Source organism: Sorangium sp. So ce426 (assembly GCF_051475585.1).
GTDB lineage: Bacteria > Myxococcota_A > Polyangia > Polyangiales > Polyangiaceae > Sorangium > Sorangium cellulosum_B.
Genome location: NZ_CP150341.1, coordinates 12,560,587 through 12,586,577, shown reverse-complemented (window position 1 = coordinate 12,586,577; position 25,991 = coordinate 12,560,587). Strand labels below are relative to the sequence as shown.

General features: G+C 70.2%; 24 protein-coding genes. 16 read left to right on the top strand and 8 right to left on the bottom strand.

What is annotated here, in order from left to right:
• Positions 1-127 precede the first annotated feature (127 nt).
• The 4 genes from WMF44_RS47260 (at position 128) to WMF44_RS47245 (ending at position 2,668) form a co-directional block, all read left to right on the top strand.
• On the top strand, positions 128-1,087 hold the full coding sequence (locus tag WMF44_RS47260) for a GlxA family transcriptional regulator (protein ID WP_437296612.1): 960 nt from the start codon (positions 128-130) through the stop codon (positions 1,085-1,087).
• A gap of 214 nt (positions 1,088-1,301) precedes the next feature.
• Entirely contained in the window at positions 1,302-2,018 is a 717-nt protein-coding gene (locus WMF44_RS47255; RefSeq protein WP_437296611.1) for a DJ-1/PfpI family protein, read from the top strand.
• Positions 2,019-2,177: 159 nt separating this feature from the next.
• Positions 2,178-2,357 (top strand): hypothetical protein, encoded by a 180-nt coding sequence (locus WMF44_RS47250; protein ID WP_437296610.1) that lies wholly within the window; start codon positions 2,178-2,180, stop codon positions 2,355-2,357.
• Positions 2,354-2,668: a DUF3817 domain-containing protein gene (locus WMF44_RS47245; protein WP_437296609.1), complete on the top strand. Its 315-nt coding sequence runs from the start codon at positions 2,354-2,356 to the stop codon at positions 2,666-2,668. The genes WMF44_RS47250 and WMF44_RS47245 overlap by 4 nt, the downstream gene beginning before the upstream one ends.
• A 266-nt stretch (positions 2,669-2,934) precedes the next feature.
• Here the strand turns inward: WMF44_RS47245 and WMF44_RS47240 are convergent, their stop codons facing one another.
• Together WMF44_RS47240 and WMF44_RS47235 are read right to left on the bottom strand one after the other, a co-directional pair.
• On the bottom strand, positions 2,935-3,648 hold the full coding sequence (locus tag WMF44_RS47240) for a glutathione S-transferase family protein (RefSeq protein ID WP_437296608.1): 714 nt from the start codon (positions 3,646-3,648) through the stop codon (positions 2,935-2,937).
• Positions 3,649-3,871: 223 nt separating this feature from the next.
• Positions 3,872-4,258 (bottom strand): hypothetical protein, encoded by a 387-nt coding sequence (locus tag WMF44_RS47235; protein ID WP_437296607.1) that lies wholly within the window; start codon positions 4,256-4,258, stop codon positions 3,872-3,874.
• Positions 4,259-4,377: 119 nt separating this feature from the next.
• On the opposite strand from WMF44_RS47235, the gene WMF44_RS47230 reads away from it, so the two are divergent.
• The 3 genes from WMF44_RS47230 (at position 4,378) to tnpC (ending at position 7,471) form a co-directional block, all read left to right on the top strand.
• The gene (locus WMF44_RS47230; protein WP_437294748.1) at positions 4,378-4,830 is read left to right on the top strand and encodes a helix-turn-helix domain-containing protein; all 453 of its coding nucleotides are present in this window, start codon (positions 4,378-4,380) and stop codon (positions 4,828-4,830) included.
• Positions 4,827-5,171: an IS66 family insertion sequence element accessory protein TnpB gene (tnpB, locus tag WMF44_RS47225; RefSeq protein WP_165373740.1), complete on the top strand. Its 345-nt coding sequence runs from the start codon at positions 4,827-4,829 to the stop codon at positions 5,169-5,171. The genes WMF44_RS47230 and tnpB overlap by 4 nt, the downstream gene beginning before the upstream one ends.
• Positions 5,172-5,428: 257 nt before the next feature.
• The gene (gene tnpC, locus WMF44_RS47220) at positions 5,429-7,471 is read left to right on the top strand and encodes an IS66 family transposase (RefSeq protein WP_437294747.1); all 2,043 of its coding nucleotides are present in this window, start codon (positions 5,429-5,431) and stop codon (positions 7,469-7,471) included.
• Positions 7,472-8,061: 590 nt separating this feature from the next.
• Here tnpC and WMF44_RS47215 read toward each other — a convergent pair.
• The 3 genes from WMF44_RS47215 to WMF44_RS47205 all read right to left on the bottom strand — a co-directional run bounded on the left by WMF44_RS47215 (position 8,062) and on the right by WMF44_RS47205 (position 11,805).
• Positions 8,062-8,820: a hypothetical protein gene (locus WMF44_RS47215; protein WP_437296606.1), complete on the bottom strand. Its 759-nt coding sequence runs from the start codon at positions 8,818-8,820 to the stop codon at positions 8,062-8,064.
• Positions 8,821-9,112: 292 nt separating this feature from the next.
• Positions 9,113-10,579 carry a hypothetical protein gene (locus WMF44_RS47210; protein WP_437296605.1) on the bottom strand — a complete coding sequence of 489 codons (1,467 nt, stop codon included), beginning with the start codon at positions 10,577-10,579 and terminating at the stop codon, positions 9,113-9,115.
• On the bottom strand, positions 10,576-11,805 hold the full coding sequence (locus tag WMF44_RS47205) for a hypothetical protein (protein ID WP_437296604.1): 1,230 nt from the start codon (positions 11,803-11,805) through the stop codon (positions 10,576-10,578). Before WMF44_RS47205 ends, WMF44_RS47210 begins: the two co-directional genes overlap by 4 nt.
• Before the next feature lie 476 nt (positions 11,806-12,281).
• Between WMF44_RS47205 and WMF44_RS47200 the strand changes: the two genes are divergently transcribed.
• From WMF44_RS47200 to WMF44_RS47175, 6 genes are all read left to right on the top strand, one after another.
• A complete protein-coding gene (locus WMF44_RS47200; protein WP_437296603.1) occupies positions 12,282-13,658 on the top strand; it encodes a hypothetical protein in 1,377 nt (458 codons plus the stop codon).
• Positions 13,659-13,668: 10 nt separating this feature from the next.
• On the top strand, positions 13,669-14,979 hold the full coding sequence (locus WMF44_RS47195; RefSeq protein ID WP_437296602.1) for a hypothetical protein: 1,311 nt from the start codon (positions 13,669-13,671) through the stop codon (positions 14,977-14,979).
• A 177-nt stretch (positions 14,980-15,156) separates the two neighbouring features.
• Complete coding sequence (locus WMF44_RS47190; protein WP_437296601.1) at positions 15,157-15,816, top strand: siderophore-interacting protein; 660 nt, start codon at positions 15,157-15,159, stop codon at positions 15,814-15,816.
• Between the two features lie 272 nt (positions 15,817-16,088).
• Positions 16,089-16,430, top strand: coding sequence for a hypothetical protein (locus WMF44_RS47185; protein WP_437296600.1), 342 nt, complete (start codon positions 16,089-16,091; stop codon positions 16,428-16,430).
• Positions 16,427-17,020 carry a GNAT family N-acetyltransferase gene (locus WMF44_RS47180; protein WP_437296599.1) on the top strand — a complete coding sequence of 198 codons (594 nt, stop codon included), beginning with the start codon at positions 16,427-16,429 and terminating at the stop codon, positions 17,018-17,020. Before WMF44_RS47185 ends, WMF44_RS47180 begins: the two co-directional genes overlap by 4 nt.
• A 43-nt stretch (positions 17,021-17,063) precedes the next feature.
• The gene (locus WMF44_RS47175; protein WP_437296598.1) at positions 17,064-19,571 is read left to right on the top strand and encodes a hypothetical protein; all 2,508 of its coding nucleotides are present in this window, start codon (positions 17,064-17,066) and stop codon (positions 19,569-19,571) included.
• Positions 19,572-19,719: 148 nt separating this feature from the next.
• Here WMF44_RS47175 and WMF44_RS47170 read toward each other — a convergent pair whose 3' ends face one another.
• Both WMF44_RS47170 and WMF44_RS47165 read right to left on the bottom strand, forming a co-directional pair.
• A complete protein-coding gene (locus WMF44_RS47170) occupies positions 19,720-21,369 on the bottom strand; it encodes a 5'-nucleotidase C-terminal domain-containing protein (protein ID WP_437296597.1) in 1,650 nt (549 codons plus the stop codon).
• 40 nt (positions 21,370-21,409) lie between these two features.
• Positions 21,410-22,303 (bottom strand): LysR family transcriptional regulator, encoded by an 894-nt coding sequence (locus tag WMF44_RS47165; RefSeq protein ID WP_437296596.1) that lies wholly within the window; start codon positions 22,301-22,303, stop codon positions 21,410-21,412.
• A 65-nt stretch (positions 22,304-22,368) separates the two neighbouring features.
• On the opposite strand from WMF44_RS47165, the gene WMF44_RS47160 reads away from it, so the two are divergent.
• A complete protein-coding gene (locus tag WMF44_RS47160) occupies positions 22,369-23,313 on the top strand; it encodes an MBL fold metallo-hydrolase (protein ID WP_437296595.1) in 945 nt (314 codons plus the stop codon).
• A 24-nt stretch (positions 23,314-23,337) separates the two neighbouring features.
• Here WMF44_RS47160 and WMF44_RS47155 read toward each other — a convergent pair whose 3' ends face one another.
• On the bottom strand, positions 23,338-24,201 hold the full coding sequence (locus WMF44_RS47155) for a LysR family transcriptional regulator (protein WP_437296594.1): 864 nt from the start codon (positions 24,199-24,201) through the stop codon (positions 23,338-23,340).
• 83 nt (positions 24,202-24,284) lie between these two features.
• Between WMF44_RS47155 and WMF44_RS47150 the strand changes: the two genes are divergently transcribed.
• Positions 24,285-25,133 (top strand): hypothetical protein, encoded by an 849-nt coding sequence (locus WMF44_RS47150; protein ID WP_437296593.1) that lies wholly within the window; start codon positions 24,285-24,287, stop codon positions 25,131-25,133.
• Complete coding sequence (locus WMF44_RS47145) at positions 25,120-25,926, top strand: hypothetical protein (RefSeq protein ID WP_437296592.1); 807 nt, start codon at positions 25,120-25,122, stop codon at positions 25,924-25,926. The genes WMF44_RS47150 and WMF44_RS47145 overlap by 14 nt, the downstream gene beginning before the upstream one ends.
• Positions 25,927-25,991 lie beyond the last annotated feature (65 nt).

Here is a 25,991-nt window from a genome sequence, read left to right as displayed (position 1 = left end):
GCAGGTACTTTATCTTCACGGCCACCGGCCAGCCAGCTACCGTCGTCGCGTGAAGCGGCTGTCTCCATCGAAATCCGCTCCCTCTGCCACCCCGCGCGCGCATCGCCATGGACCGACGCGCAGGGTCGTGGCCGTGGTCTACGACGGCGCGAGCGCCATCGACGTGGCGGGGCCCACCGACGTGTTCGCCCTCGCCTCGGACATCGCGAGCGCGAAGGTGCCCGGCGCTCCCCCCGCCTATGCGGTCGAGATCGCGGCCGTGAACGGCGGCGTGATCCGGACGCTGTCGGGGGTGCAGATCGTCGCCCACAAGGCGCTCGCGGATCTGGCGCCAGGCATCGATACGGTGCTCGTCGCCGGGGGCGAGACCCGTGAAGCGACGCGGGATGCCCGGCTGCTCGCCTGGCTGCGCGCGACGACGCCCGAGGTGCGGCGCATGGGCTCCGTCTGCACGGGCGCCTTCCTCCTCGCCGCTGCGGGGCTGCTCGCGGGGCGCCGCGCGGCCACGCACTGGCATTCCGCGGCGGCGCTCGCGCGCGAGTTTCCCGGCGTCGAGGTCGACGCCGACGCCATCTTCGTGCGGTCCGGGAAGATCTACACGTCGGCGGGCATGACGGCGGGCATCGACCTCGCGCTCTCGATGGTGGAGGAGGATCTCGGATACGACATGGCGCTCCAGGTGGCGCGGGGGCTCGTGGTGTTCCTCAAGCGCCCGGGTGGACAGTCCCAGTTCAGCCGCCCGCTCCTCGCGCAGACGGTCGCCGCGGGCTCGCTGCGGGGCGTGATCGACTGGGTGCTCCGGCACCTCGACGCCGACCTGCGCGTCGAGGCGCTGGCGGAGAGGGCGGGGATGAGCCCGCGCAACTTCGCGCGGACGTTCACCCGGGCCATGCGGATGACGCCCGCGAAGTTCGTCGAGGCGGCCAGGCTGGAGCAGGCGCGCTCCTGCCTCGAGGGAGGCCGAGCCTCGATGAAGCAGCTCGCGCGCGACTGCGGCTTCGGCACGGACGAGCGGATGCGGCGCGCGTTCCAGCGCGCCCTGCAGGTCACGCCGGAGGACTACCGGAGGCGCTTCGGTCGAGCGTGAGCGGACGCGGGCGCCCTGCCGCGCGCCCGCGTGTCCTGAAAGCAGGGCACGATGTCCTTTCCGCCGCGGCCGGCACCGCTCACAGTCAGGCCTGCGAAGCGCGCTCCGCCGCGCTCGTGAGCGCCAGGCGCGGGGCCGCATCGAGACGAAGCCCCGCCATCGAGGCGATCCTCGGCAGATGACGAAACGAAACGAAAGGGTTCAGGGACGAACGATGACGGACACCTATGACATCAAGCTGCCAAGTCCTCAGCCGCCGCTCCGGGTCGGCATGGTGCTCTACCCGGGCCTCACGGCGCTGGATCTGATCGGCCCGCAAAACGTGCTGACCGCTCACGCGACGACGTATCTGCTCTGGAAGACGCGCGACCTGGTCATGACGGACTCGGGGGTTCCTATCCAGCCGACGGCGACCTTCAGCGACTGTCCGGACGACCTGGACATCCTGTTCGTGCCGGGCGGCATGGGCACCCCCGAGGCCATGGTGGATCAGGAGATCCTTCGGTTCCTGAGGGATCGGGGCGCCCGCTCCAGGTACGTGACCTCCGTGTGCACGGGGTCGCTCATCCTGGCCGCGGCGGGCTTGATGCAAGGATACAAGGCCACGACACACTGGTCCACGCGCCACATCCTGGAGGCGTTCGGCGTGGAGTGTGTCCCGGCGCGCGTCGTGGTCGATCGCAACCGGATCTCGGGCGGCGGGGTGACCGCAGGCATCGATTTCGGGCTGACGCTGCTGGCGCTGCTGCGCGGAGAAGATGCCGCGAAGCTGACGCAGCTCATGCTGGAATACGACCCCGACCCGCCCTTCAACGCCGGGGTGCCCGAAGCCGCGGGACCCGAGCTGACGCAGCGCCTATTGAGCATCCTCGAGCCGTACGATCAGCAGATGCGGAAGATCGCCGCCGAGAGGAGCAGCAGGGCGAGCTGAAGCGCGGGCCGCGCGGCCGCCACGGGCCGCAGCATCATGCCAGCATCTGTCGCCGCATCCCTCGTCGATCGGGAGCGCGCCGCCCACGCCGCGGCCTCCCCGGGGCTGGCCGTCACGTGAATCGCGGGATACCTCTTGACCGCGCTGCTACAACTCCCCATGACGGAGCTCTGGATCGCCGCGGCGATCCCCCTGTCGCGGGCTTCGCTGCTCGCCCTCGTCCATGACGCCGCGCGCGATCGACGGACGCTCGGCGTGTTCGTGACGACCTTTACCCCTCTCTTCGTGGTGCTGCTGATGATGGTCTTTCACCCCGCCTGGTCTGGTGTCGAACGATGAGCGCGCTCCGCACCCTGCGCCTCGTCGGCTTCCTGGAAGGGCTGTCCTTCCTGGTCCTCCTCGGCGTCGCGATGCCGCTCAAGTACCTCTTTGAGCTGCCGATCGCCGTGCGGATCGTCGGCAGCGCCCACGGGCTCCTCTTCCTCCTGTTCGTCGGCGCGCTGATTCGCGCGGCCACCGAGCGCGACTGGCCGCATCGCCGCTCCCTCGCGGCGCTCGTCGCGTCGCTCGTCCCCTTCGGGACGTTCGTGCTGGATCGCGCCCTGAAGCGCGAGATGGAGGGCGACGCGCAGGCGGCCGGCGATGGCTGACGCTGGCGCGTCGCGTCCACGTCACGCGCGCCGGCGCTGCGCGCGGATGCGGCTCTAAGGACACGGGCGTGATGCCCAGGTACGACGGACAGGCCAGGACTGGCTGAACTTGCGAGGCGGTCGCATTCGAATCGCCCCGGCGCGCTCGCCTGCTCGCGAAGCCGCTCGTCCGCCTCGAGGTCGCGACGCGCCGACGGCGCCTATCGCGCCTCCCTGTGACATTGTCTCCGCTGAAAAGGGCTGCAAATGCAGGGGATCCTCGGAGGTCAGGCGGGAGGGCTCCAGTCGGCATAGTAGCGTTGCCGCATGCGCTCACAGTAGGCAACGAGGTTGGGCTGGGCCTCGGCGTGGCGCTTCAGCGGGGAATCGACGGGGAAGCGGAGCACGCTGGCGAGGAGGGCGTACACGGTCGCGTCCACCGAGCTCGGCTCGGTCCCGAGCATGAAGGGCTGGTCGCCGAGCAGGGTGGCGATGGCGTCGAGGTCCGCCTTGCCCTGGGCATAGATCTCCTCGCGGCTGTGGCGCCCCGTGCCCTGCGTGCGGAGCATGCCGGTCATCCTCTTGCGCAGGAGCTCGACGATCACGCCGCCGGCGACCCGCGGCATGAGCGGAAGGAAGATGGGGCGGTAGGCGGCCCACCCCTCGGGCTCGCTCCAGCGGACGAACACCACCATCCAGTAGAACGCCTCCTCGAGCATGCGCCGGATCACATGGCCTCGAGCGCGCGCCTCCGCGGTGAGGTGGGCGTCGAGCTTGTCGCCGTGGGCGCGCTCCAGCTGCTCGATGATGAGCTGCGAGTCGCCCATGGTACAGCCGTCGATGTCGGCATAGGGGATCTTGCCCTTCGGCGCGCGGCGCGGGTCGGCGGAGCGCACCTCGTAGGGGAGGCCGGCCATGCGCAGCCAGGTCTCGAGCTTGAGGCAGAAGGGGCTGATGTTCGGGACGCCCCACGCGGCGGGGGCCTGATAGAGGGTGATCATGTCGGCGCTCCTATTACTACAGCCGCACATCGCGGAATCTCCGCGGATTTCGATGGGCGGGCGGACGATCGTGACGTGTGGCTCGTCCGCACACTGGTGAAGCCCAGCTCGTTCGGCGCTCTCCGACGTGCGGCTGTAGTACTATAGCGGGGTGCAGGTTCGTGTGATACGGGCTCAGCCGCTAGAACAGAGAACACGTTAAAAATTGCTTAATTTCAAAATGTTATACCGCTTCCTGGAGCAGCTGCCGCGCCGGATCGATATTCTGGATCGCTACCGCGCGCCGAAGATCGAACAGGTTCCTCCTGGCGCCGACGTTGGCACAGAGGGACGTCGAGCCCAGCCTTGAAGCTAGGAGCCAGAAGCAGCGGGATGCCCGCCTTGCGGCAGATCTCCTCGGGCCGACGCTCAGTGCTTTTCGACACGACGCGGGCGATCCCGCGCGCTGCATGCCGAGCAGGTTGATCGTGTCCTCGACCCGCCCGACCCTCGCTAAAGAACGGCTGGCGATGGCAACGCGCAGCGCTTTGAACACGGCCCGCCTCTCGCCCTCCGTCATCGCGCCGGACCGAACGAGCGCCACGGCCCGCTCCAGCAGCATCCGATCCATCTCGTGCGCGACCAGTCGCTCTCGGAACGCCTGCAGGGCGCGCTGCGAGAACGCAGTAGCCGCTCCGCAGACCGCGTCTTTCCCCTGGCCAGATTCGGTTACACGCTACGCGACGCCAGATGAGGGCCGTGCCCTCGCCGAGCGAAGAGGAGCGAGCGATGCCAGGAAGCAGGGAGCTGGTACAGCTGCGTGCAGAGCTGTCGAGGTATCGAGAGCAGAAGAGCCGTGGGAAATTCCCGAGCGAGCTGCGGGAGCGAGCCGAGGCGTACGCCAAGGCGCGCTCCCGCTCGGGGGCAACACCGACCGAGATCGCCACGGAGCTCGGTGTCCACAAGATGACTGCCGACCGATGGGTGGCTGACGGTGAGCGCGCACACGAGGGTGCGTTGCCAAGAGCCCCCAAGGCGGCCCAGCATGTTCCGTTCCTACCCGTCGTGGTGCGCCCGGAGCGCCGCGAGGCACCGCCTTTGCGGCTCAACGTCGCGTTTGCCGATGGGACGCGGATGCAGGTATGTGGGATAGGCGCGCGCGAGCTCGTGGAAGCGATCGAAGCGTTGCGGAGGGGACGGTGACCCCCGCGACGATAGCCGTGTATCTGGCGGTCGGTCCAGTGGACTTGCGTGGCGCTTTCGACCGGCTCGCCGCGATCACCCGGCAGGTGCTGTGCTTGGACCCGGCCAGCGGCGCGCTGTTCTTGTTCCTCAACAGGAGGCGTAACCGGCTCAAAGCCCTTTGGTGGGATCGCAATGGATACACGATCTTGTATAAGCGTCTCTCGAAGGGCGCATTTGCTCTGCCTTCGTTCACCGAGGCCGACGGCAGGTGTATCGAGCTGTCAGCACAGGACTTCGCGCAGCTGCTCGCCGGTCTGCCTGTAGAAGAGCTGGCAAGCCGCCGCCGGCTGGTCCACTGAGGCGTCTGCGCCGGCGCTCGTTCACCGCGCTGCCGGCGCCAGCGCGGCCCGATGGCGGCCGGCGCAGCCCGATGCGGAGATGGAGCAGGGCGCGCGCTGCATCGCGCCCGAAGACCTCGCGAGAGCGCGCCGCCGATGGCGCACCATGGCGGTCCTGCATTCCCGTCTTCGACGAGAAATTCTCATCAAAACCAGCGAATTTTTCTCTGCACAAGGTACTTGTCAAGAGCAAGCGCAGGGGGCATCCATGGCGCGCCTTGACCTCGACGACACGCCCCGGTGAGACCGCGCTGCCGCAGTCGACGGAGACAGAGCGCCTTGACGGCGCGGCGCTCGTGCTCGGCTATCTCCAGGCCAGGGGACAAGGACAGGGGAGCCCCGCCGGCCCCGCGTCGGTGGTCGACGCGCTGCTCCGGCGGGTGCAGGAGCTCGAGGCGAGGCTGGGTGAGCTTTCGACGGCGGAGCAGCAGGCCCAAGAGCTCGCTCGCACCGTCGCGTCGCTCAAGGCGTACAATCAACAGCTGCAGGAGACGATTCGGACCCTGGAGATCGGGTTCCGGCGCCACGTCTCCGAGCAGATCTCGCCTGACCAGCTGCGGCTTTCGCTGGCCGGGGAGCCAGATGCCTGTCCGCCTCCGACTTCGTCGCAGGTCGAGAGCGTCGACGCCGCGCCCGAAGTGGACCCGGGCGAGGCCAGCGGCCCGCCGCCGGGCTCCGCGGGACCACCGGAGCACGCGGGGACGGTAGAATCCTCCTCCGGCTCCGATCCCGGAGGTGGCAAGCCAGTCAAGCGCCACGAGCACGGGCGCCGCCGCATCGGTGTCATTCCGAGGGTGATCATCGAGTCGCTGCCGCAGGAGGTGCTGCTCAAAGGCCTCGAGCGCTTCGAGCGTGTGGGCGCCGAAGACAGCTCGAGCATCGGCTACCGGCGTGGCGGCCTCCTCGAGCTCGTCACGCGTCGCCTCAAGTACGTGGCCAAGGCGGAGGCACCGGCGGCGAGCAGCGCAGCTGAAGAGGAGCCGGCTCCTTCGCCAGCCGCCGGGCCGGCCTTGAATCACGAGCGCGGCGAGCCGCTCGTCGTGCGGGAGCACGAGCTCTCGGGGATCCCCGCGGACACGTCCTTCAAGCAAAGCCCCTTCGTCGACGGCGTCCTTGTACGCTACACGCCCGAGTCGGACGCTGCGGAGGACAGCGGACCGGTGAAGATCGCCTCGCTGCCGGAGCGCCCGATCGACAGGTGCCTTGCCGATCCGAGCCTCTTGGCCCATCTGTTCGTCCACAAGCTCGACTACCACACGCCCTACTACCGGCAAGAGGTGGAGTCGGATCGCCACGGCTTCCGCATCGGCCGCGGTAACATGACACGCTGGCAGTACGATTGTGGCGGCATCGCGATGCGCATCGCCGATGCCATCTGGAGCGACGCGCTCTCGAGGTCGTGGTTCGCCATGGATGCGACGGGCACCGCCATCCGGGCCAAGGACAAGCACCGCTATGGGCATGTCTTCGTCCTGGTCGCGCCGGGCGATGGGGTGCTGTTCCGCTATACACCGACGTACGACGGCCTCACCGTCGCGAAGCTCTTCGGCGGCTACCAGGGGACGCTCGTCGCCGATGCCTCGGCCAACCACAACGTGCTGTTCGGGCCGGGCAAGGCGCGTGAGGCCGGCTGCTGGAGCCATGCACGAAGGCGCTTCTTCAAGGCGTTCAAGGCCGGGGCGGGCAAGGAGGCGGCGTTCGCGCTCCAGACCCTCCAGGCGCTCTTCCACGTCGAGGAAGAATGCGCCCTGTGCAGCCCGGACGAGCGCCTCGAGATCCGGCAGCGCGAGTCCGCACCGATAATCGAGAAGCTCTTCGCCTGGGCCGAGGCGCAGCGGCAGGTCGTCCCGGAGCATTCGCCGTTGCGCGAGGGGCTGGTCTATCTGCACAACCAGAGGGAGGCGCTCTGCGAGTTCCTCTCCAACGGCGAGATCCCCATCCACAACAATGCCTCCGAGAGGGCTCTGCGCCGCGTCGTCAAGGGACGGCGCAACTGGCTCTTCCACGGCAGCGACGAGCACGCTGTCCGGTCTTGTGCCATCTCGTCGCTCATCGCGACCTGCCAGATGCACGGGCTCGACCCCGAGCTCTACTTGCAGGAGATCCTGACCGTGGCTCCGAGCTATCCGCTCAGTCGCATCCTCGACCTGAGTCCCAAGAACTGGGTCGCGACGCGACAACGCCTCATTGCCGAAGGGCGGCTCAAGTACCTGGACATGGCTCGGATCACCGGCTCGCGGCTCGCCTTCCGCGACCGCTGATCGCACCGCGTCGCCCGCTTCCGTCGCGCTCACAGCGCTCGTCGCGTCCGGAGCGGCCGAGACCGGCGCGCGTCCTTTCCGCGCCGAGGTGCGTCGGCTCGTCGAGCCGGTGCTGTCGTCGCTTCGCCCGGCCGCCGTCGACCTCGTCGTGGCGGGGCGCCTTCGGGTCGCATCGCTTCGGCGCTGCTTGTCCGCGCCTCGCGTCGGCCGCCGTCCGCCCACTTCCTCCGCGGACGGCTGGGCGGCGCTCTTGCGGCGTCGCACGTCGGCGGCCTCCGCCGCTCCCGAGCGCTCCTGCTGCCCGGCGGCGCGACGCGGGCGCCCCTTCGCGCGGGCGGGGACGTCCTCGCGGCCTTGCCACGCGACATGCGGCGCGGACAGCTTCAGCACCGCCGTCGTCAGGCTCGGGACTTCGACGCCTGCGTCCCCGCTCCGTCGCTCCGTCATCGCACCGCGACTCTACGTACGGGGCCGCCTTCCACAAGCACGCTTCGGAACGCGCTCGGCGGAGCGGCTACAGAACGCAGGCGTGACCGTACCCAAGCAGCCGAGCACCATCTGCCAGCGCAGGTCGACAACGGACAGTTCCTCTATTTCAGGAACAGCCAAGGAAACAGCGTCTTGACCAGGTCCCACTCGTGCTTTTCGGTCCACTCCGCGGAGACCACCGGGCACTGCTCGGCCAAACCGTGTGAGAGGATGATTGCGTCCGCAAAATCTGGCCAGCCATCGCGCGCCGACGCCCTTCGCGCCATCTCCTCGTGGAGCCCCAGGAACGCTTCGAGCACATCGAAGGAGAGCTCCGGAAACTGAAATACCTCCCACAGCGGCCAATCGCTGCCGCGGATGAGCATCGCTTCCATCACGGAAGAGGCGTTTGCGTGCCGCACCGGATCCTTGACACGCACGATACCAAAGCTCTCGATCAGCACCGCTGCGGGCACGATCAGATGTCCGGAGATGCCCCTTGAATCGAGTGCCTGGGCGAACGAGCGTGCCGCTCCCCGAAGTTTCGCTGCCGGACGGCCGGTGCTGCAAGGGATCGAGCTGAGGCGTCCGCTCGGCGGCAGCTCGTCCAGGAGATCAACGAAAAAATTGGTATCGAGGACGAGATCCGAGGCGCCTTCGCGACACTCCAGTTCTCGCTCGCTCAGCTCGGGCAGGGCGTACCACTGCCGGATATAATCTTCCTCACCCCTCACCTGTTCGAGTGCGTCATTCGCGAGCGCGCGGAAGCACTCGGTGAATGGACGCGGATCACGGAGCCAATCGCGCGGATCGCCGGCGAGAGGGGCACTGTCGACACCGCCTTCCGAGATGTTCGCGCGAGACCAGATGCAGAGGGGCATATTATCGGATGCTCCGTCGCCCCCGTCTAGCAGATGGAGCAAGCACCCCATCGTGCTTCGCTCCCGGTGCGCTTCGACCAGTTGTTGCCAGCAGTCGCGGAATGCCTCGACGTCGAATCTCCTGCCGCGTCGAGCACCAAAGTGAATTGCCCGGCAGAGCTCGAAGATCGGGAGCAGGAGAGCAGGGTTCGTGCCTCGCTCCTGCGCTCGTCGCCATAGCCCGTCCCGCTGCTCAGCGCTCCCGTAACAGTACTCGAGCGCATCGCCCTCTCGAAGCAGATCCACGGCCCGCTCAGTCGCCAGTCAAGTTGGTCCTCGACTTCCCGAGCACCGTGAAATCGTCTTCCTCCTCGTCGAGCGGTTGGCCGCTGGCCAGGAAAGCCTCCACGTAGCTTTTTTCAATCGGTGCAGGGATCGATTCACTGGCTGCTTTCCGCAGGATGGCGTGAGCGTAGCGGAGTGTGTCGCGCGGATATAAGCGAGCCTTGTCCATGGCCGGCGCCAGTGCCCCCTTTGCAAACGGGTAGATCTTGCCACGTTGAGGGTCATCCATTGGACGAAAATAATCCATGTACGTGATGAGCATATGTCTGAGTCGTGGCTCGTTCGACTTCCCTAGCTCGACGGAGATCCGCTCGATCTCTCCCGGCGAGAGCGGCGCAAGCTGATGTAATCCGACGCGCGCCCAGTGGTCCTTGAGGTACGTCTCAATCGAAGGGTGGATCGAGAGCACCGTGACGAAGTATTGGCGTCGGACAGCCGCGGAGTCCTGCTCGTAGAACACCTGGCGGAGCAGATCGAGGAATTCCTCGCGCTTCTTCCCGGTCTGATGAACGTAGATTTTCTCGAACTCATCAAGGAGGATGTAGAGCCTACGATAGCCGGCAAGGACCAGCACAGGGACGAGCCCATTGGTGAGCCACTCGGCGGCCGATCGCTTCCAACGGTAATCGCTCGCAACCCATCCGCCGTTCCGCCAGGCGACCCACGAGGCCTCGATAGAAGCCCCATGATTCAAGAACGCCGCAATGAAGGCGTTATCGAGGCAGGTCGGCGAGATCGCCTCGAGCCGATTCCGGGCGGCCTCGACTACGTCATCCGTTGTGAGGCCGAGCTCAGTGAGCAGGGAGGAGAAGCCGTCGCGTGACTCGAGCTCCTTCGTCAAGCCAGGGCGCTCCGCCACGGCGCTGAGCTGGTCCTCGTCGAGCAGGTCGAGCAGGACCGTCGCCCGAATCTCGCCGTCGATCTTGCGGATCAGACGCCGCCTTTCATGCGGGGCGCCGAGTTCGACGGTGTAGAGGGTCTCGAATAGCAGACGAATGAGCTCGAAAAAGCTTCCGTGCTTCTTCGGTTGCGGCAAGAGGTGGATCGCAAGAGCGGAGAGGCGCACGTCGTCGGGGTCGGCCCAGTCCATCCAGTCGCTCGTATTGAGCCGGACCATGAGGCGGTGAAGGAAGGTGGACTTCCCGTTGCCGCGGCCTCCTGCCTGCGGATCCAGCCTCACGAAGCCGAGCGGGATGGGCGGATCCCCCGTAGGGGGGATCACGAAGCGTTCGAAGAACGTCTTCTCCTCGTCACGGCGAAGCTCGGCATCGTAGATTTCGCCATTTTTCCGCGGGTCTGGGTCGGAAGAGACGAAGAGGGCATGAAACGGAAAAGGGTTGTCGCGGAGCCCATAGAGGCGTTGATATGGATTTTCGGCCGGCTTCAGCTGCTCGGCCTGCAGTCTTCGCTGCCGCTCGATGAGGTTCTTTGTCACCTCGATGCTCCTTGCGCTGCGGCGGGCTGCCGCATGGCGATAATGTACCGCGGAGTTCCGTCGATCATCACCGGCAAGGCTCCGGCGATCCGGAGCCGATCCCGAGGTGAAAGGTCCACCTCGAGCGCCATCGAGTAAGGCAGCTCACCCCGCAGCACCCGCGGGAAGATTCGTTGGAGCAGCGCCTCGAAGCACGCGTTGCCGATCCGGAGCTCGTAGCAGACGTGATCTCGCACAGCGAGGAGCGAGACGTACTCGGTCCGCTCGCGCTGCTGCCGAGCCCGATAACAGTCGTATAGCTCTGCCGCGAACTCGGTCTCCGCATCCGATCCAGACGGCGTATAAACGTGGTATATAAGCTCATCGCGGACAAGTCCCTGAACGGGAGAAAAACTCGGGTTCCCTGGCTTCCGAAATGCGCCGACCGGAAACCACACCCGCCCTCGCACGCCTGGAAGCCTCCGAGCGAGCAAAGTCAGTCCGGCCCATTCCATCCGGCTCTGCCATATGCGGAGATCGCGCGGGGCGACCACACCACCAAACAGCATCTCGTGCAGGCGATCCAACATGGCTTCCTTCAGCCGATCGAGCCGCCGTTTCAAGTTGAGGGACTCCCATCCTTCGCCGAGCCCGCGTTCCACTTTTTGAGCTATCTCTTCGACGGACGCAGGGGGCTCGAACCCGGGCATCTCGCTGGCGAGCTTCTGGAGCCAGGACTCGATGGCCCCCGCGAGCCACCTTTGGATCTCGTCTCGCTCGACGGGCGCGGCGTTCGATGGCGGATCGGCGAGGATCACAGCGCCCTGACGCCCCGGATTGATCTCCCACATCCGCGTGAGCAGCCGGCTCACAACCCGCTTGTTGTGCGCCTCGTGGGCTAGGCAGAGCGTCCGCGCGAAGGGCACGGGCGCACCGACCGGGCCACGCGCCGCGATTTCTTCGCCGACCTTCGTCAGCGCCCATTGTTCGCCGCGCGCCTCGATCCAGCCAAGCCCCGCGAGTTCGCGGAGGCGCCCATCGACATCGGCCGGGCCATCCTTCTCGGGCCGCCCGAAGAACGCGATCCGAACCTCCCGGTGCGTGTTGAGTGAGGCGGCAATCTGCGCCGCCGAAGATGGCCCGAGCCGATGGATCTCTTCGAGGATCTCGGCCAGTCGTCGCGGATCTCTCCCCGAGGAGGGGGCTGCTGCCCGTCCATCGTCGAATCGCTCGGAAGAGGGGCCCATCACGGCCTCAACCTACACCGCCACCCTGGGGGCTCGCCAGGACGATCCGCGCCCCTGCCCGTTCGGCAGCCTGGCGCTCTCCGTCTGTCGCGGGCAACTCGGAGACCATGGATCTCGCGGGCCACGGGGACAGCGCTCGATGCGAGCTGCACGGGTTCCCAGTCATCGCGCTCGGTCGGCCCCGGGTCAGTCCCTCAACGCCGAGATCTGCGGGTGGGACCTTACCCGCATCAACTTCGGAGCGGGGCTGCGACACTAGTTCAATCAGGTTCTAGGCACTCCGGCGCAAGACGCGCGGCTTGACGGTAGAAATCGAACCAGCAGGGTGCCCACCGCGTTGAAGCGGCGCCGGGCCACGCACGACACCTGTCCGCCTCCCCTACGGACACCTGTCCGGACGCGGACACGCCGCTGCGCGCGCCGCCCGCCGATTGCGGCCAATCCTCCCGGGCACGCCCGCTGCTTGGGCGCCTCGCATGCGTCTTCTCATCCACTTCGTCTTGCCCTCCGCCACGGCGCTCCTCCTCGGTTGTTCCCCCGAGGCGGCGCCGGGCGCGAGCCCCCCGACATTCCACAGGGACATCGAGCCGCTGCTCCAGAAGAGCTGCCTCGGCTGCCACGCGCAGGGCGGCACCGCGCCGGTGAGCCTGGCCTCGTACGAGAGCGCGAAGGCGCTCGCGCCGGTCATCGCCGATGAGACCGAGGCGCGGCGGATGCCGCCGTGGGGCGCCCTTCCGACCGACGAGTGCGGGCCCCCTCGCCCGTTCCGGGGGGACCTGCACCTCTCCCTCGACGAGATCGCCCTGCTCCGCGCCTGGAGCGACGCCGGCGCGCCCGAGGGGGATCCCGCGGACGCCCCGGCCCCCTACAAACCCATCGCGGCGGGCCTGTCGCGCACGGACCTCGAGCTCTCGCCAAAGGCCCCCTTCGCCGCGGCGGAGGGCTCCGACAGCTTCCGCTGCTTCGTCCTCGATCCGGGGCTCACGGAGCAGGCGTGGGTCCAGGGCTACGACGTGCTGCCGGGCAACCGCGCCGTCGTGCACCACGCGCTGCTCTTCATCGACGCGAACCGCGAGGGCGAGGCGCTCGGCGGCGAGAGCGGCAGCTACGAGTGCTTCGGCGACGCGCGCCTCTCGGAGACGGCGCTGCTCGGCGCCTGGGCGCCCGGCACGCAGGCGTTCGAGCTGCCGCCGGACATCGGCATCTCGATGCCAGCGAACGCGCTGCTCGTGATGCAGGTCCACTACCACCCGAAGCCCGGCGAGAAGCCGTCGCCCGACGCGACCCGGGTCGCGCTCCGCCTCGCGGACGAGAAGCCGAGCCGCGCGCTCTCGCACCTCGCGCTCGGCAACGCCGAGGCGCCGTTCCGGGACGGCACCGGGCTCCTGCCCGGGCCGGGCGACCGCGGGAGCGTCGAGTTCCGGATCCCCGCCGGCGCCCGGGGGCACGTCGAGCGGATGCGGTACGTCATCGACTTCCCGATCCCCGAGATCTCGATCTACGGCGCCGGCGTCCACATGCACCGGGCCGGCGTCGACCTCAAGGTCGACCAGATCCGCGCCGAGCCGCGGGGCGACGAGGCCGACCGCCAGTGCCTCGTCCAGACGCCCGCGTGGGACTACAACTGGCAGCGGCTCTACAGCTACGACGCGCCGATCGACGAGCTGCCCGCGCTGCGGTCGGGCGACACGATCGAGCTGCGCTGCACGTACGACAACACAACGGAGAACCCGGCGCTCGCGGCGCAGCTCATCGAGGAGCGCCTGCCCGCGCCGCAGGACATCGTCCTCGGCGAGTCGACGCTCGACGAGATGTGCGTGGCGTTCCTGCCTGTCGTCCACCCGAACCCCTGAGGAGACGCCGATGCCTTCGAACCCCTGTCACGCACTCTTCTGTCTCGGCGCGCTCCTGCTCGCCGCCTGCTCTTCACCGCCGAGCGCCGCGCCGCCCGGGCCCACGGCGCCGCGCGAGGACCTCTGCCCGGAAGGCTTCGCCGATTGCGACGGCGACAGCGACAACGGCTGCGAGGCCGCCCTGTTGACGAGCGTCGAGAGCTGCGGCGCGTGCGGCGCGCGCTGCGCGGGCGGCGACGGCGCGACCGCGCTCTGCGCGGCGGGCGCCTGCACCCTCGCGTGCGACGCCGGGCGAGCCGACTGCGACGGCGACGGCGCCAACGGCTGCGAGGTCCTCGTCGCGGAGGACCCGCGCCACTGCGGCGCCTGCGGCGTGACCTGCGCCGACGCTTGCTGGAACGGCACCTGCGACGCCGCCGTGCTCGCAGGCGAGCTCCGGCTGCCCACGTTCCTCGGGATGGACGCGACCGGGCTCTACTGGACGAACCAGGGCACGGGCGACGCGCCGGACGGCAGCGTCATGCGGCTCGATCCGGGCGGCGGGAAGCCGGTGGCGCTCGCGCCGGAGCAGGAGCTCCCGGGCCCGCTCGCGCTCGACGAGGCCGCCGTGTACTTCGCGCACGCGCGCGGCCTCGCGGCCGTCCCGAAGGCCGGCGGTGAGGTGGCCGAGCTCGCGCCCGGCACCCGCGGCGTCACGGCGCTCGCTGTCGACCAGGGCGCGCTCTACTGGGTCGAGGCGGGGGCGCCGCCGGCGTTCGAGGACGGCGGGCTGTTCACGCTGCCGCTCGGCGCCGAGCCCGGCGCGGCGAAGGTGATGCTCGCGGCCATCCCGGGCGCCGCCAGCGGGGTCGCGCTCGACGCAGGCCACGTCTACGTGACCGCGCGGGGCACCGGCGCGGCCGACGGCGCGATCTACCGGGTGGCGCGCGACGCGGCGCCGCCGAGCGCGCCGGAGCGGCTGCACGGGGCGCTGGTCGCCCCGCGCGCGCTCCAGGCGCGCGGCGGCGCGCTGTGGCTCATCGAGGGGCGCGGGATCGCCACCTTCTCGCCCGGGAGCCCGCTTCGCAGGGTCGTCCCGGATCTGCCCCAGATCCCCGCGCAGCTCGCGTTCGACGGCGCGCGCGTCTTCTGGACGACCGCGCGGGAGGCCGACGGTCAGGTGCAGAGCGCGCGGCTCGACGGGGGCGATCTCGCGACGCACGCGCGCAACCTGAGCTACCCGTGGGGCATCGCCGTGGACGGGACGAACGTCTACTTCAGCCTCGCGTGGAACGGCGGGCCCGCTACGGGGGCGCTCGTGCGCGGGCCGAAGGGCCCGTGACCGCGCGCTCCGCCGGGGGAGCCCGGCCTCAGCGCCGGCCGACCTTCGCGCTCGCCGCGGCGTGACCGCGCTGGATCGCGCGGGTCCAGAGGTCTGTGCAGGGCTTTCGCCCTCCGGTCCTCCGGCCTTTGCGCTTCTTCACGCACCGGCGCGGTCGCCCTGACTACGCTGACCCGCATGGCATCCGGAAAAGGTCGCTTGCTCGGGCTCCTCGGCGGGCTGGTCCTGGCCGAGGCGAAGGTGCAGGCCGTGGGCACGCCCCACCCGCTCTACCGGCGCGTGGTGCTCGAGGGCGAGGGGCTGCGCACGCGCAGCTGGCAGCCCGGCGACAAGATCCAGGTGCTCCTCCCCTCGAACGACGTGCGGACGTACACCCCGATCGACTGGGCGGAGGGTCGGACCACGCTGCTCCTCCACGCGCACGGGAGCGCGCCGGGCGCGCGGTGGACGGAGACCGTCCGCCCGGGCGACGTCGTGCGGTTCGTCGGCCCGCAACGCTCCCTCCGTCTGGGAGGCGTGGGCCTCCTGACCGGCGACGAGACCTCGCTCGGCGTGGCGGCCTCGGCGCGCCGCCTCGGCGTCCACGCCGTGCTCCGGGTGGCGAACGTGCCCGCGGCGGAGGCGGCGGCGCGATCGCTCGACGTCTCCGTGGACCTCGCGGGGTCCGACGAGGAGGCCGCCGCATTGCTCCGCGAGCGCGCGGCGGGCGTCGCCACGGCGGTGGCCTGCGGCGGCGGCGCGTGGATCCAGCGGGCCCGCCAGGTGCTCCGGGCGGCCGGGGTGCGTGAGGTGCGCGCCAAGGCCTACTGGATCGCAGGGAAGACCGGGATCGACTGACCCTCTCTGCACACCGGCGAGCGCTGTGCGGAGGGATCGGGAGCTCGATCCAGCGCGCCCGCGGCGCTGGCTCTGCGACGGCTCGAAATCGCCCCCTGCCACCGTTTCAGCGTCATTTCGTCCGTCATCACCGGACGTGGCAACGCTGTCGGGCGATTGCTCCCACGCTCGACGAAGGAGGACGATGCTGCATGTCAGGGCACCGAGCGCGCGGCCCGACCCGCGCGCCTCTCTTGACGGCCGGGCGGGCGGGGGACGAATCTGGCCATACCATGTTGGTGATCCGGCGGGCGCAGTGGGACCGGCTGGCGGACGTGGCCGACGAGGCGCTGGCGGACCGGCTGGCGGAGATCGCGCGCCTGCACTGGCCGGCGGCCGCGGCGTTGACGCCGGAGGCCCGGCGCGAGCGGGTGAAGGGCGCGCTGGCGCGCGGTCGGCGGGCCGGGTTCGTCGCCGATCGCGACGCGGGGTGCTTCGTCATGCTCGACTTCGCGCTCGGCGCTGGCTTCGAGCAGGAGCGGGACTGGGCGCGCGCCATCCTCGGCGCAGGAGGAACGAGGCCCGCCGAGCGCCTGCAGCGCCTGCTCACCCGGGCGCGCGGGGAGCTGGGGTGACCGGCGCGCTCGGGGGTGTGGCGGTCGGTGTTGCGGCAGGGCTGCCCGCGCCGCCGACGTCGCGAGGCGAGCCGTCCCTTCCTCCCGCCGTCCGCCTCGAGCGCCTGGGGTTCGAGCACGCCGCCGCGCTTCAGGCGCTGCTGTCGTCGGCGGCCGTGGCCGGGCCCCTCGGGCTGCGCCGCCCGCTGCGGCCCGATCACGCCGTGGGCGACGTGGCGGCGCTGCGCCACTTCGAGCGCGAGGGGACCCGCGTCGGATTCGCCGTGGTGGTCGCGGGCGCGGGGGGCGCCGCCGTCATCGCCGGTGGATGCGACCTCTGCGCCATCGATCGTCTCCGCGGCGAGGCCACGCTCCGCTTCTGGCTGGGCGAGCCGTTCTGGGGGCGCGGGATCGGGCGCGCCGCCGTGGGCGCGCTGCTCGACGAGGCGCGCGCCCGGAGCTTGCGGACGGCCAGGGCAGTGATAGCCGCCGACAACACCCGCTCCCGGCGCCTCGTCGAGGCGCTGGGCTTCGCCGTCGGCGGCGACGGGCAGCAACGCCCGGCGACGGAGCGGAGCGCGCCGCCCCTCGTCTACCTCCGCGCCATCTGACCGCCCCGGTCGAACGGAACGGCTCTCGAGCTACGAGCTACGAATGGACAATCCCGATCACCTTCCCGCCAAGCGGCTGTCTTCAAGGAACTGGGGGCAGGAGCGCGCCGGGTTCTTCCGGTCACCCACGCTGCAGGAGCTCGGCCTCGTCGATCTCTACCCGTTTCTGAGCTCGGAGGTGGAGGGGAGCTGGCCCGATTGCGACGAAGTGATCGAGCTGCTCGAGACCCTTCGTCTGCGGACCCGCTACTACCGCAAGCGGTTCATCACCATCGAGCAGAGCGGGCTCGACCTCTCCACCGCCGCGGTCCAGACCGAGATCGTGGACAGGAGCGGACCGACGGCGAGCTGCTCGTCCCTGACGGAGGAGGCCAGTCGTGAGGAGAAGGAAGGGGAGGAACGGCCCGAAAAGCGGCTCAAGGACCCGGGCTCCCCCGCGACGTCCGCCACCGAGCTGTTGCTGGCCTGCATCTACGAAGGGAACGTCGCAAAGGCGAAGGAGGCCATCCTGGCAGGCGCCGATCTCTACCTGCCCTGTGCGTACAAGCCGTGCATGATCGACAATTTCCTGTATCACTACTCGGGAGCCACCGATTTCTCATGCTCGCCCCGGCAGGCAGCGTACGTCGAGTATTGCTGCTCCCTGGTGGCCAACGGCGGGCTCTCGTGGGCGTGCCAATCGACGCCGCGCGACATGAAGGCGCGCCTCGCGATGCTGCAGCTGCTCCTCGACCATGACAAGACCGACGTCCACCCGGACGCGCTCCTGACCAGCAAGTTGAAGTTCGACCTGGGGCACCTCGAATGCCTCCTTGACGGGCCGCACTGGCAACATCGGGGCAAGCGGGATGCCTCCACCGACGTGCGCGACTTCATGCTCCTCTTGCTCTGCTGGCTGGTCGGCATGTGCACCGAGCTCAACGAAGCGAACCGCCAGCGCTCGTGTGGAATCGAGGATCTCTGGCAACGACTCCTGACGATCGACTCGCTCTGCGAGCTCTGTGTCGGGATCCTCTACGGCCAGGGGATGACGAACACCATCGGGCTGCCACCGTTGAAGGCGCCGCTGGCCTTCTCGGTCGAGCTCGTCACCGAGGTCTTCAAGCTGCAGGCCACCGCCTCCGATTGCGCCCGGGAGCTGGACAAGCGGCTGCGAAACGAGCTGAACATCGCCGCCCCCATCGTCCCGGGGGGACGCGAGGACCTGTGGGGAGCCGCGAAGCGAAACCTCTGGAACTACCTGCTGGAGATGCAGGACGCATTGCAAGGTTCGGACCTCATCTGGTCCGCCATCTTCACGCCGATGGACCCCGCCGCGCACGCCGAGCTCTTGAAGAATCCGACGGCCGTGTTCCATGGTTTCTGCGAGGCGCTGGAGAAGAGGGCGTCGAGGCACCCGGACAAGGCGGAGAGGTGCAAGCGACAGCTGGATGCCCTGCGCGAGTACGACATGATCGCGCGAGCGATCGTGAGCCGGTCGCTGAAACAGCGAGGTTGCATCGATCTCCAGACCCTGCTCACGCTCCGCCGCGAGCTGCCGGTCGCGGAGAAGGTCGAGGCGCTCATCGCTGGCGCGTTGGGCCTTGGGCAGAGCCTGCAGCAGCACATCGAGGAGGCTCTCGCGGCTGTTCACGCCTCGACGACGCACCCCGAGGAGTTCGGGGTCGCCAGGGAGATCAAGAACAAGGACGACCCCAGCGTCTGCGGGAGCGGTCCCGATGTCGAGTTCTACGGCCAGGGAGGCCTGGCGTGGGACGCCAAGCGCCTGGGCGGCAACCGCAAGGAATGGGACGCCACGCAGCGCAAGGGGTTCAAGACCAAAAGCGCGGTCCCGTGCGCGCTGCTGCTCGACGCCACCTACGGCAACCAGCGCCGCTACCAGCGGGCCTGGGCCGAGATCTTCGCGGTGATCGCCCGCGCCAAGCTGCGGCTGTTCCGCGTCGTGAAGGGGACCCGCCGCCCGGCGCTGCTCGAGATCTCGGTGACCATGATCTGCAAGGCGCGGAGCCCGCAGATCCTCATGCCGGGCGATCCCGAGCTGAGCCCGCGCTGCTCGTACGGGGCCCTCATCGTCGCCGACTGGCTCGACACAAGGAAGCTGAAGCCGGGGGGCAACGCCATCCAGCTGGACACCACCACGAGCTCACATCCGTGGCTGTCCGCGGCCCTGACCATGATCTGCAAGGGGGAGCTCACCTGGTATGACTTCTTCAAGGACCACACCAAGGAGCTGCCACTGCCAGATGGCCGCCACGTGTGCGTCGAGATCGCCCTCACCGCCGTCCCCGGCCTGACATTCCCGGAGCCCCCGAGCGAGGAGACCGGCGAGGAGATCAAGAAACTCTGGCGGATCATCTGGGTGGTCGACACCCATCAGTTCTTCATCACCTTCACGCACTACGAACGCTGGTCCCTGAACCACGAAAAGCAGATCCTGGGGATGCCGGCGTTCTTCGAGATCCTCGGCGCGCCGCCGCTGAACCTGAACCAACCGCCCACGGGCCAGACCGTGGAGACGGCGTTCGGCGCCTTCGTGGGGGCGCTGCAGTGAGAGCGCCGCCGGTCGCCAGCGGGAGGCGTGGCGCCGCAGCAGCTCGGTCACGCCGTGCAGCGAGCCGGCGGTAGAAGAGCCCTGGAGCTCCTCGTGAAAGCGGCCAATCAGCACGGGTTGGGCGCTACTCGCCCCGGTCGAGCCGCGCTCACGGATCGGATCGATCGCGCACCCCCGCGCCCGCGGGCGGCGGGGAGGACAGCGCGTCGACCTCGCCGCGCGTCACGCGCTTGTCGCCGTCGCGGTCGAGCGCCTTCATCATCTCGCCGACGACCACCTCGGACGGCGTCTCGGAGGTCGTCCTCGAGACGGCGTCCCTCAGCTCCTCGGCCGAGACGCGGCCGTCCCCGTCGGCGTCGATCGCCTCGAAGGCCCCGAGCTGGCGGACGAGGTCCGCGGCGAACGACTCGACGAGGACGAGCTTCGGATCGCGCCCGCTGTCCGCCGGCGGCACCTTCTCCGGGCGCTCCTGGGCGAAGCGGACCAGCGGCGCGATGTCATCCATGCCGCCGAGGAGCCCGCGCGGGAGGGCGATCCGGTACGCGCGATCGTCGACCAGCGGGAGGCCGTCTATCGCGGTCAGGACGCCTCGGGCGTCCGTCGCCATCTGGTCGTCGATCTGGAGGTAACCGCCGTGCTGGGCGGGGGCGCGCGACCGCGACGCGGCGACGGCCTCGCGGACGACGCGGCCAGGCAGGAGGGTCACCACCACCTCGTTGCTGAAGGGCACCTCGGCCTTGAGATCCCCGTACGTGAAGCGCTCCCGGTACGCGCGACCGCCGCGGATGCCGCCGCCGTTGAAGAGGCACCCGTCCGCCCCGAAGGCGTCTCGGATCCGCGAGCAGAGCAGCGCGCCGAGCGACGTCTGCTGGACCCGCGTCCCGACGGACGAGAGCTCGCTGCCCGGCGGGAGCCGGAGGAGGGTGGCCGCGTCGAGGTCCCGCACGATCTGCATGTGGCGGTCGACGCGCGCGCGCATCGCCGGATCCTCGGGATAGGCGCCGACCTCCTCGATCCGGACGGTGACCGCGGGCAGGTCGGGCACCCCGGCGGGCGGCGCCATGGCCGGCCACACGAGGTCGATGATCGCGGCGCTCTCCGCGTCCGTGCCGGCCTTCACGACCCAGCAGCCGTCCACGTCGTCGAGGATCACCTCGTGCTCGTGGCCGCCGAGGATCACGGGAAAGCGCGGATCGCGCTGCGCCCGCGCGAGCTCGAGGTCCTGGTCGCGGCTCTGGTGCGTGATCGGGATCACGCACGCGCACCCCTCGTCGCGGACGAGCCGGCGGGTCCAGCGGAGGGCCGCCTCGTTCGCCGGCTCGATGTCGATCCCCCCGAACGCATCCCGCCGGTACAGGCCCTTCACGTGCACGAGCAGGCCGAGGAGGCCGATCCGGACGGCGCGCCCGCCGGGGCTCGAGACATCGACGATCTCGTGCGTCGGCAGCGCCGGGGTGAACGAGGGCATGTTGGTGTTGAGCCACGTGCCCCGGAACTCCTGCACCCGCGCCCTGAGCTCCGGCAGCTCGACGTCGGCCTCGTGGTTGCCGAAGATGGTGTGGGTGATCGGCAGCGCGTTCATGCAGTCGACCATGCCCCTGCCGTGATCGAGGCTCGACAGCAGGCTCGGCGCGAGGAAGTCGCCGGCCATCACCACAAGGAAGCGATCGGCGGGCGCGGCGGCGTGGCGCCGCACGAGGGTCGCGAGGCGCGGCAGGTTGTCGAGCAGGTACACGTCGTTCACGCAGACGATCCGCAGAGAGGGGCCTCCGGGCAGGGCGTGTGCGGCGGCGGTCATGGCCATCGAAGATAGCCCAGCCCGCGGGCGCGCGACGCCGTCAGCGCCGAGCGCCCCTCGCCTTCGGCGGGCGCCACGCGCGCAGGCTCTCCGCGAGCGGCTCGAGCACGGCGCGCACCCGCGGAATGGCGCGGGCGCTGCGCGGGCAGAGCAGGACGAGCGAGCGTCGCGCGGGCGGCAGGTCCACCTTCAGCTCCACGAGCGGCGGGTGCCTCCGGAAGTGCGGGTGCTCGCGCGCGAGCATCATCGCGCCGAGCCCCAGCTCGCACGCGCGGATCTGCACGAGGTAGTCGTCGGACGCGAACGACGGGCGCCACCCCGGGATCAGGCGGCCGAGCGCGCTGTTCGGCGAGAGGTCGTCGAGCGGCGGCGCCCAGCCGATCCAGGCGAGCTCGGCCGGGTCGGTCTTGCCCGCCACCCGCGCCGCGTACTGCTCCGACGCGAAGGCGCGCAGCGCGATGTCGACCGAGGCGACGCTCTCCTCGCCGGCGGGGACGCCCAGCCGCAGCGCCAGATCCGCCTCTCGCCTCGTCAGGTCGAGCGGGCGCACCGTCGACACGACGTGCAGCTCGATCGCCGGCGCGCGCCGCGAGATGGCCGCCGCGAACGGGACGAGGAAGCCGTGCGCGATGCCGGGGGGCGCCGTCACCCGGACCACGCCCGTGGGCGCGTGCCGCCGCTCCGCCGCGCGGGTCAGCTCGGCGGCCCAGTCGGCCATCCGCTGCGCGGGCTCGACGAGGCCGGCCCCGTACACCGTCAGCGCCGTGCCGGCCACGCCGCGGTCGAAGAGCGGCTCGCCGAGGAGCGCCTCCAGCTCCGCGAGCCGCCGGCTCACCGTGGGCTGGGTCATCTGCAGCTTGCGCGCCGCGGCGCTCAGGCTGCCTGCCTCCGCCACCGCGAGGAACAGCCGCGCGTCGTCCCACGAGATATTCATCTGCGTATGACACCATGCGACTTTCGCCAGTTACTCATTCATTTTTCGGAGAACACACTGGCGGCATGTCCAGACGCACCTTCCGCTTCGTATCCCGCGCTCTCCTCGCCTCCGCGCTCCTGCTCGGCGCGTGCGCCGAGCCGCTCCCGGCGCCCAGGGACCCGCCCGCATCGACACACGGCGCGAAGAGGGCCACGCTCGGCACGCCGATCCGGCTGCAGGCGATGGAGGCGCTCCTCGACCAGGCGGGCCCCATCGCCGTCGAGACCGTCGTCAGCGCGCGGTGGGAGACCAGCCGCGCCGGGCTCATCAACCTGGCCCACGAGCGCGCCGCCGGCCTGACCGACGGCCTCGAGCCGGTCGACATCACCTTTCACGCGCTCGCGCACCCGGCCCGGGGCCTGTACCTCATCGACACGGGCGCGTCGCAGGCGCTCGCGGCGAGCGACCATCCCCTCCGCACCGGCCCCGTCGGACAGGCGCTGAACTTCGGCGCCTTGCGGGTGGAGGCCAGCCTGGGCGCCTTTCGCGGCGAGCGGGCGCTGGCCGGCGTGCTCCTCACACACCTGCACATCGACCACGTGCTCGGCCTGCCCGACGTCGCGCGCGACGTCCCGATCTTCGTCGGGCCCGGCGAGTCCACGTTCGAGAGCCCGTTCCATGCGCTCACCCAGTCCACCGTGGACCAGCTCCTCGAGGGCCGCGTGCCCCTCGAGGAGTGGGCCTTCGGCGGCGAGGGCGTGATCGACGTGCTCGGCGACGCCTCGCTCTTCGCGCTCTCGGCGCCGGGACACACGCCGGGCTCGGTCGCCTACGTCGCGCGCACGCCCGAGGGCCCGGTGCTCTTCACCGGCGATGTGTGCCACACGGCCTGGGGCTGGCGGAATGACGTCGAGCCCGGGAATTTCTCGTCCGACCCCGCCGGGAGCGCCGAGAGCCTCGCCTTCCTCCGCGCCCTCGCCGCCCGCCACCCGTCGATGCGGGTGCGCCTCGGGCACCAGTCGCTGTGAGCGCGGCCCTTCCCGGCAAGGCGCTCATCCGCCGGAGGTGAGCTCCTTCTGGAGGTGCCGCTCCAGCCGCTCCAGCACCTGGCGCGCCACGCGCCGGAGCCGCCGGGGGTAGACGACGACGAGGGGCGGGCTCGGCAGCGGGAGCCTGGGCAGGAGCCGGATCAAGCGCCCCTCCTGGACCCGGCGCGCGACAAGCCAGCGCGGGAGCACGCTCACGCCGAGCCCTGCCTCCACCGCCCTGAGGTTCGTCTCGATGTCGTCGGTCGTGAGCCTGACGGTGAGCCCCAGCTTCTCGAGCTCGCGCACCCCGCCGCTCGCCACGACCCGCACCGCGGCGAGCTCCGACATGGATGTCGGCGCCGGCTTGCCCGCGAACAGGCCGGCGCTGCCGACGAGCCACTGGGGCGAGGTCCCCAGCGCTCGCTCGATGAACGACGGCTCGCTGCGGACGCCGACGCGAAGCGCGAAATCGAACGCGCCTGCCACGAGGTCGACCCGCTGATCGGTCAGCGCGGCGTCCACGACGAGCCCCGGCGACTCATGCATGATCCGCACGAGCTCCGGCAAGAGGAGCCGGCGGCCGAGCGCCCCGGGCGCCGAGAGCTTCACGCGGCCCGCGAGGTCCCCGAAGCCGGACGCGGCGCGGAGCTCCGCGTCCTCGAGCGCGCGCACGTGCTCCTCGATCTGCTCGTAGTACGCGCGCCCCTCCAGGGTGAGCGCGACGCGCCGGGTGGTGCGCTCGAACAGCCGGAGACCGAGGCGCGACTCGAGATCGGCGATCCCGCGGCTCGCGGCCGATTGCGTCATGGAGAGCTCGCGCGCCGCCCGCGAGAAGCTGCCGCTGTCCGCCACCTTGCAGAACACGCGCAGCGCGAGGAACCGATCCATGGCTCAATTTATTCTGAATTGATATAACTGTAAGCCGTATTCTATCGGTACCGGCATGAGCGGGCGCTGACCATCCTGCGTGCATGCTCGTACGCCACACGTTCGATGGGCCGAGGCGGGGCCGTCTGCTCCGCCTCCTCGCGTTCTTGAGCGCGCTGCTGCCGCCGCTGGGCGCCCGCGCGGCCGAGGCCACGGGGGCATCTCCGCCGCCGGAGGTCGCGCCCCGCGGCGCCGATTCCGCGGGTCCGGGGCCCGCGGAGGCTCGCCTCGTCCTTGGATCACGCCTCGTGGGCAGGGACACGGGCGGCGGCCTGGAGCTCGACGGCCGCGTGCGCCTTTCGGGTGGGGCGCAGCTCGGAGCCGCTGCCTCCTTCTGGGCCCTCGAGCGAGCGTACATGGGGGGGCGAACGGTGACAGGCGCGAGCGGCGCCTCGGGCGCTGCGGTCTTCCTGATGCCGCTCGTGACGCACGGCCCGCTCGAGCTCGATCTGCGCCTCAGGACGGGGTTCCTGGCGCTCCGGGATGTCGGAGGGGGCAACGGGGGAGGCAGCACCGGGGGAGGCAGCACCGGGGGAGGCAGCACCGGGGGAGGCAGCACCCGGGGAGGCGGCGGCGCGCCCGCGTCGGCGCTCCGGCACGTCGACGAGCTATCGATGGTCGCTCACGTCGCGCTCGGCGAGGCGTGGCTGCTCCGCGCCGGGGCCGCCGTCGGCTTCGAGCTGGAGCTCGATCCGACAACGGAGCTGGCCGACCTGGCGCAGGTCCTGACGGCGGGCGCCGGCTACGCCGTGTCCGAGCACGTCCTCCTCACCCTCGACGCCAGCGCGGGAGGCAGCTTTGGGTTCAACGGCGACAACGGCAAGTTCCTGCTCGAGGGCTCCTTCGGAGCGCGCTTCGCTTTCGGACAAGGAGGCTCCCGTGTCGCTCACTGACCGCTGCGGCCGCGGCCTTCACCTCATGGCGCTCGCGTCGAGCGCGTGCCTCGCGCTCCTGCTCGGGGCCGCGCGGGCCTACGCGCAGGCTCCGGACGCGGGGTCCGGTGCCGTCGAGCGCGCCGGCGCGGGCGCCTTCGATGCCGGGCAGGCCGCGGCCGCGGAGGCGCGCGGCGCGCGCCGGCGCGCGCCGGACGTCCCGGTAGGCGGCTTCGTCGACCTCGAGTGGCGGGTGATGGGCCTTGGAGGGCACGTGTCGCACGGGCCGGCGTTCGCCGCCGGCGTGACCTTCGCCAACGGCCTGGTGCGCCTCGGCCTGGGTGGGCTCGGGCGGCCAGGGCCCATGAATCCTGCCACCTTCGAGGTCGCGCTGCCCGGAGGGCAGACCTACAAGGGGCAACACACGCTCGAGCTCAAGTCCGACGGATCCATGCTGGGCGCGCACGTCGGGCTCTCGTTCCGGCTCCCCTTCGCGGAAGCGCTGGCGGTCCAGATCCCGATCACGGTCGGCTACGGCGGGTTCGGCTTCTACTTGCAGGGGAACGATCGCAAGACGCCCGACGGACGCCGCGTGAGCGCGTGGGAGGACGAGCTCTTCGCGGGCAAGGATTCCTTCCTCGGCCTGGTCGTCGATACGGGGCTGCGCCTCGGGTACCAGCCGGACGACGCGCCGTGGTTCAGGCCCTACGTGGGCGCGAGCTTCACGGCGGTCCCCGGCTTCGACACGGTGGTGCGAGACGACTATTTCGGGTTCAGCGGAGTCCTCGGCGTGGAGATCGGCCACGGCATCTGAGCGGGCGCCTTCGCCGGTGTCGTCGGCCGGTCAACGCGGCCCCGACGCGCGAGCGCGCTCGATGA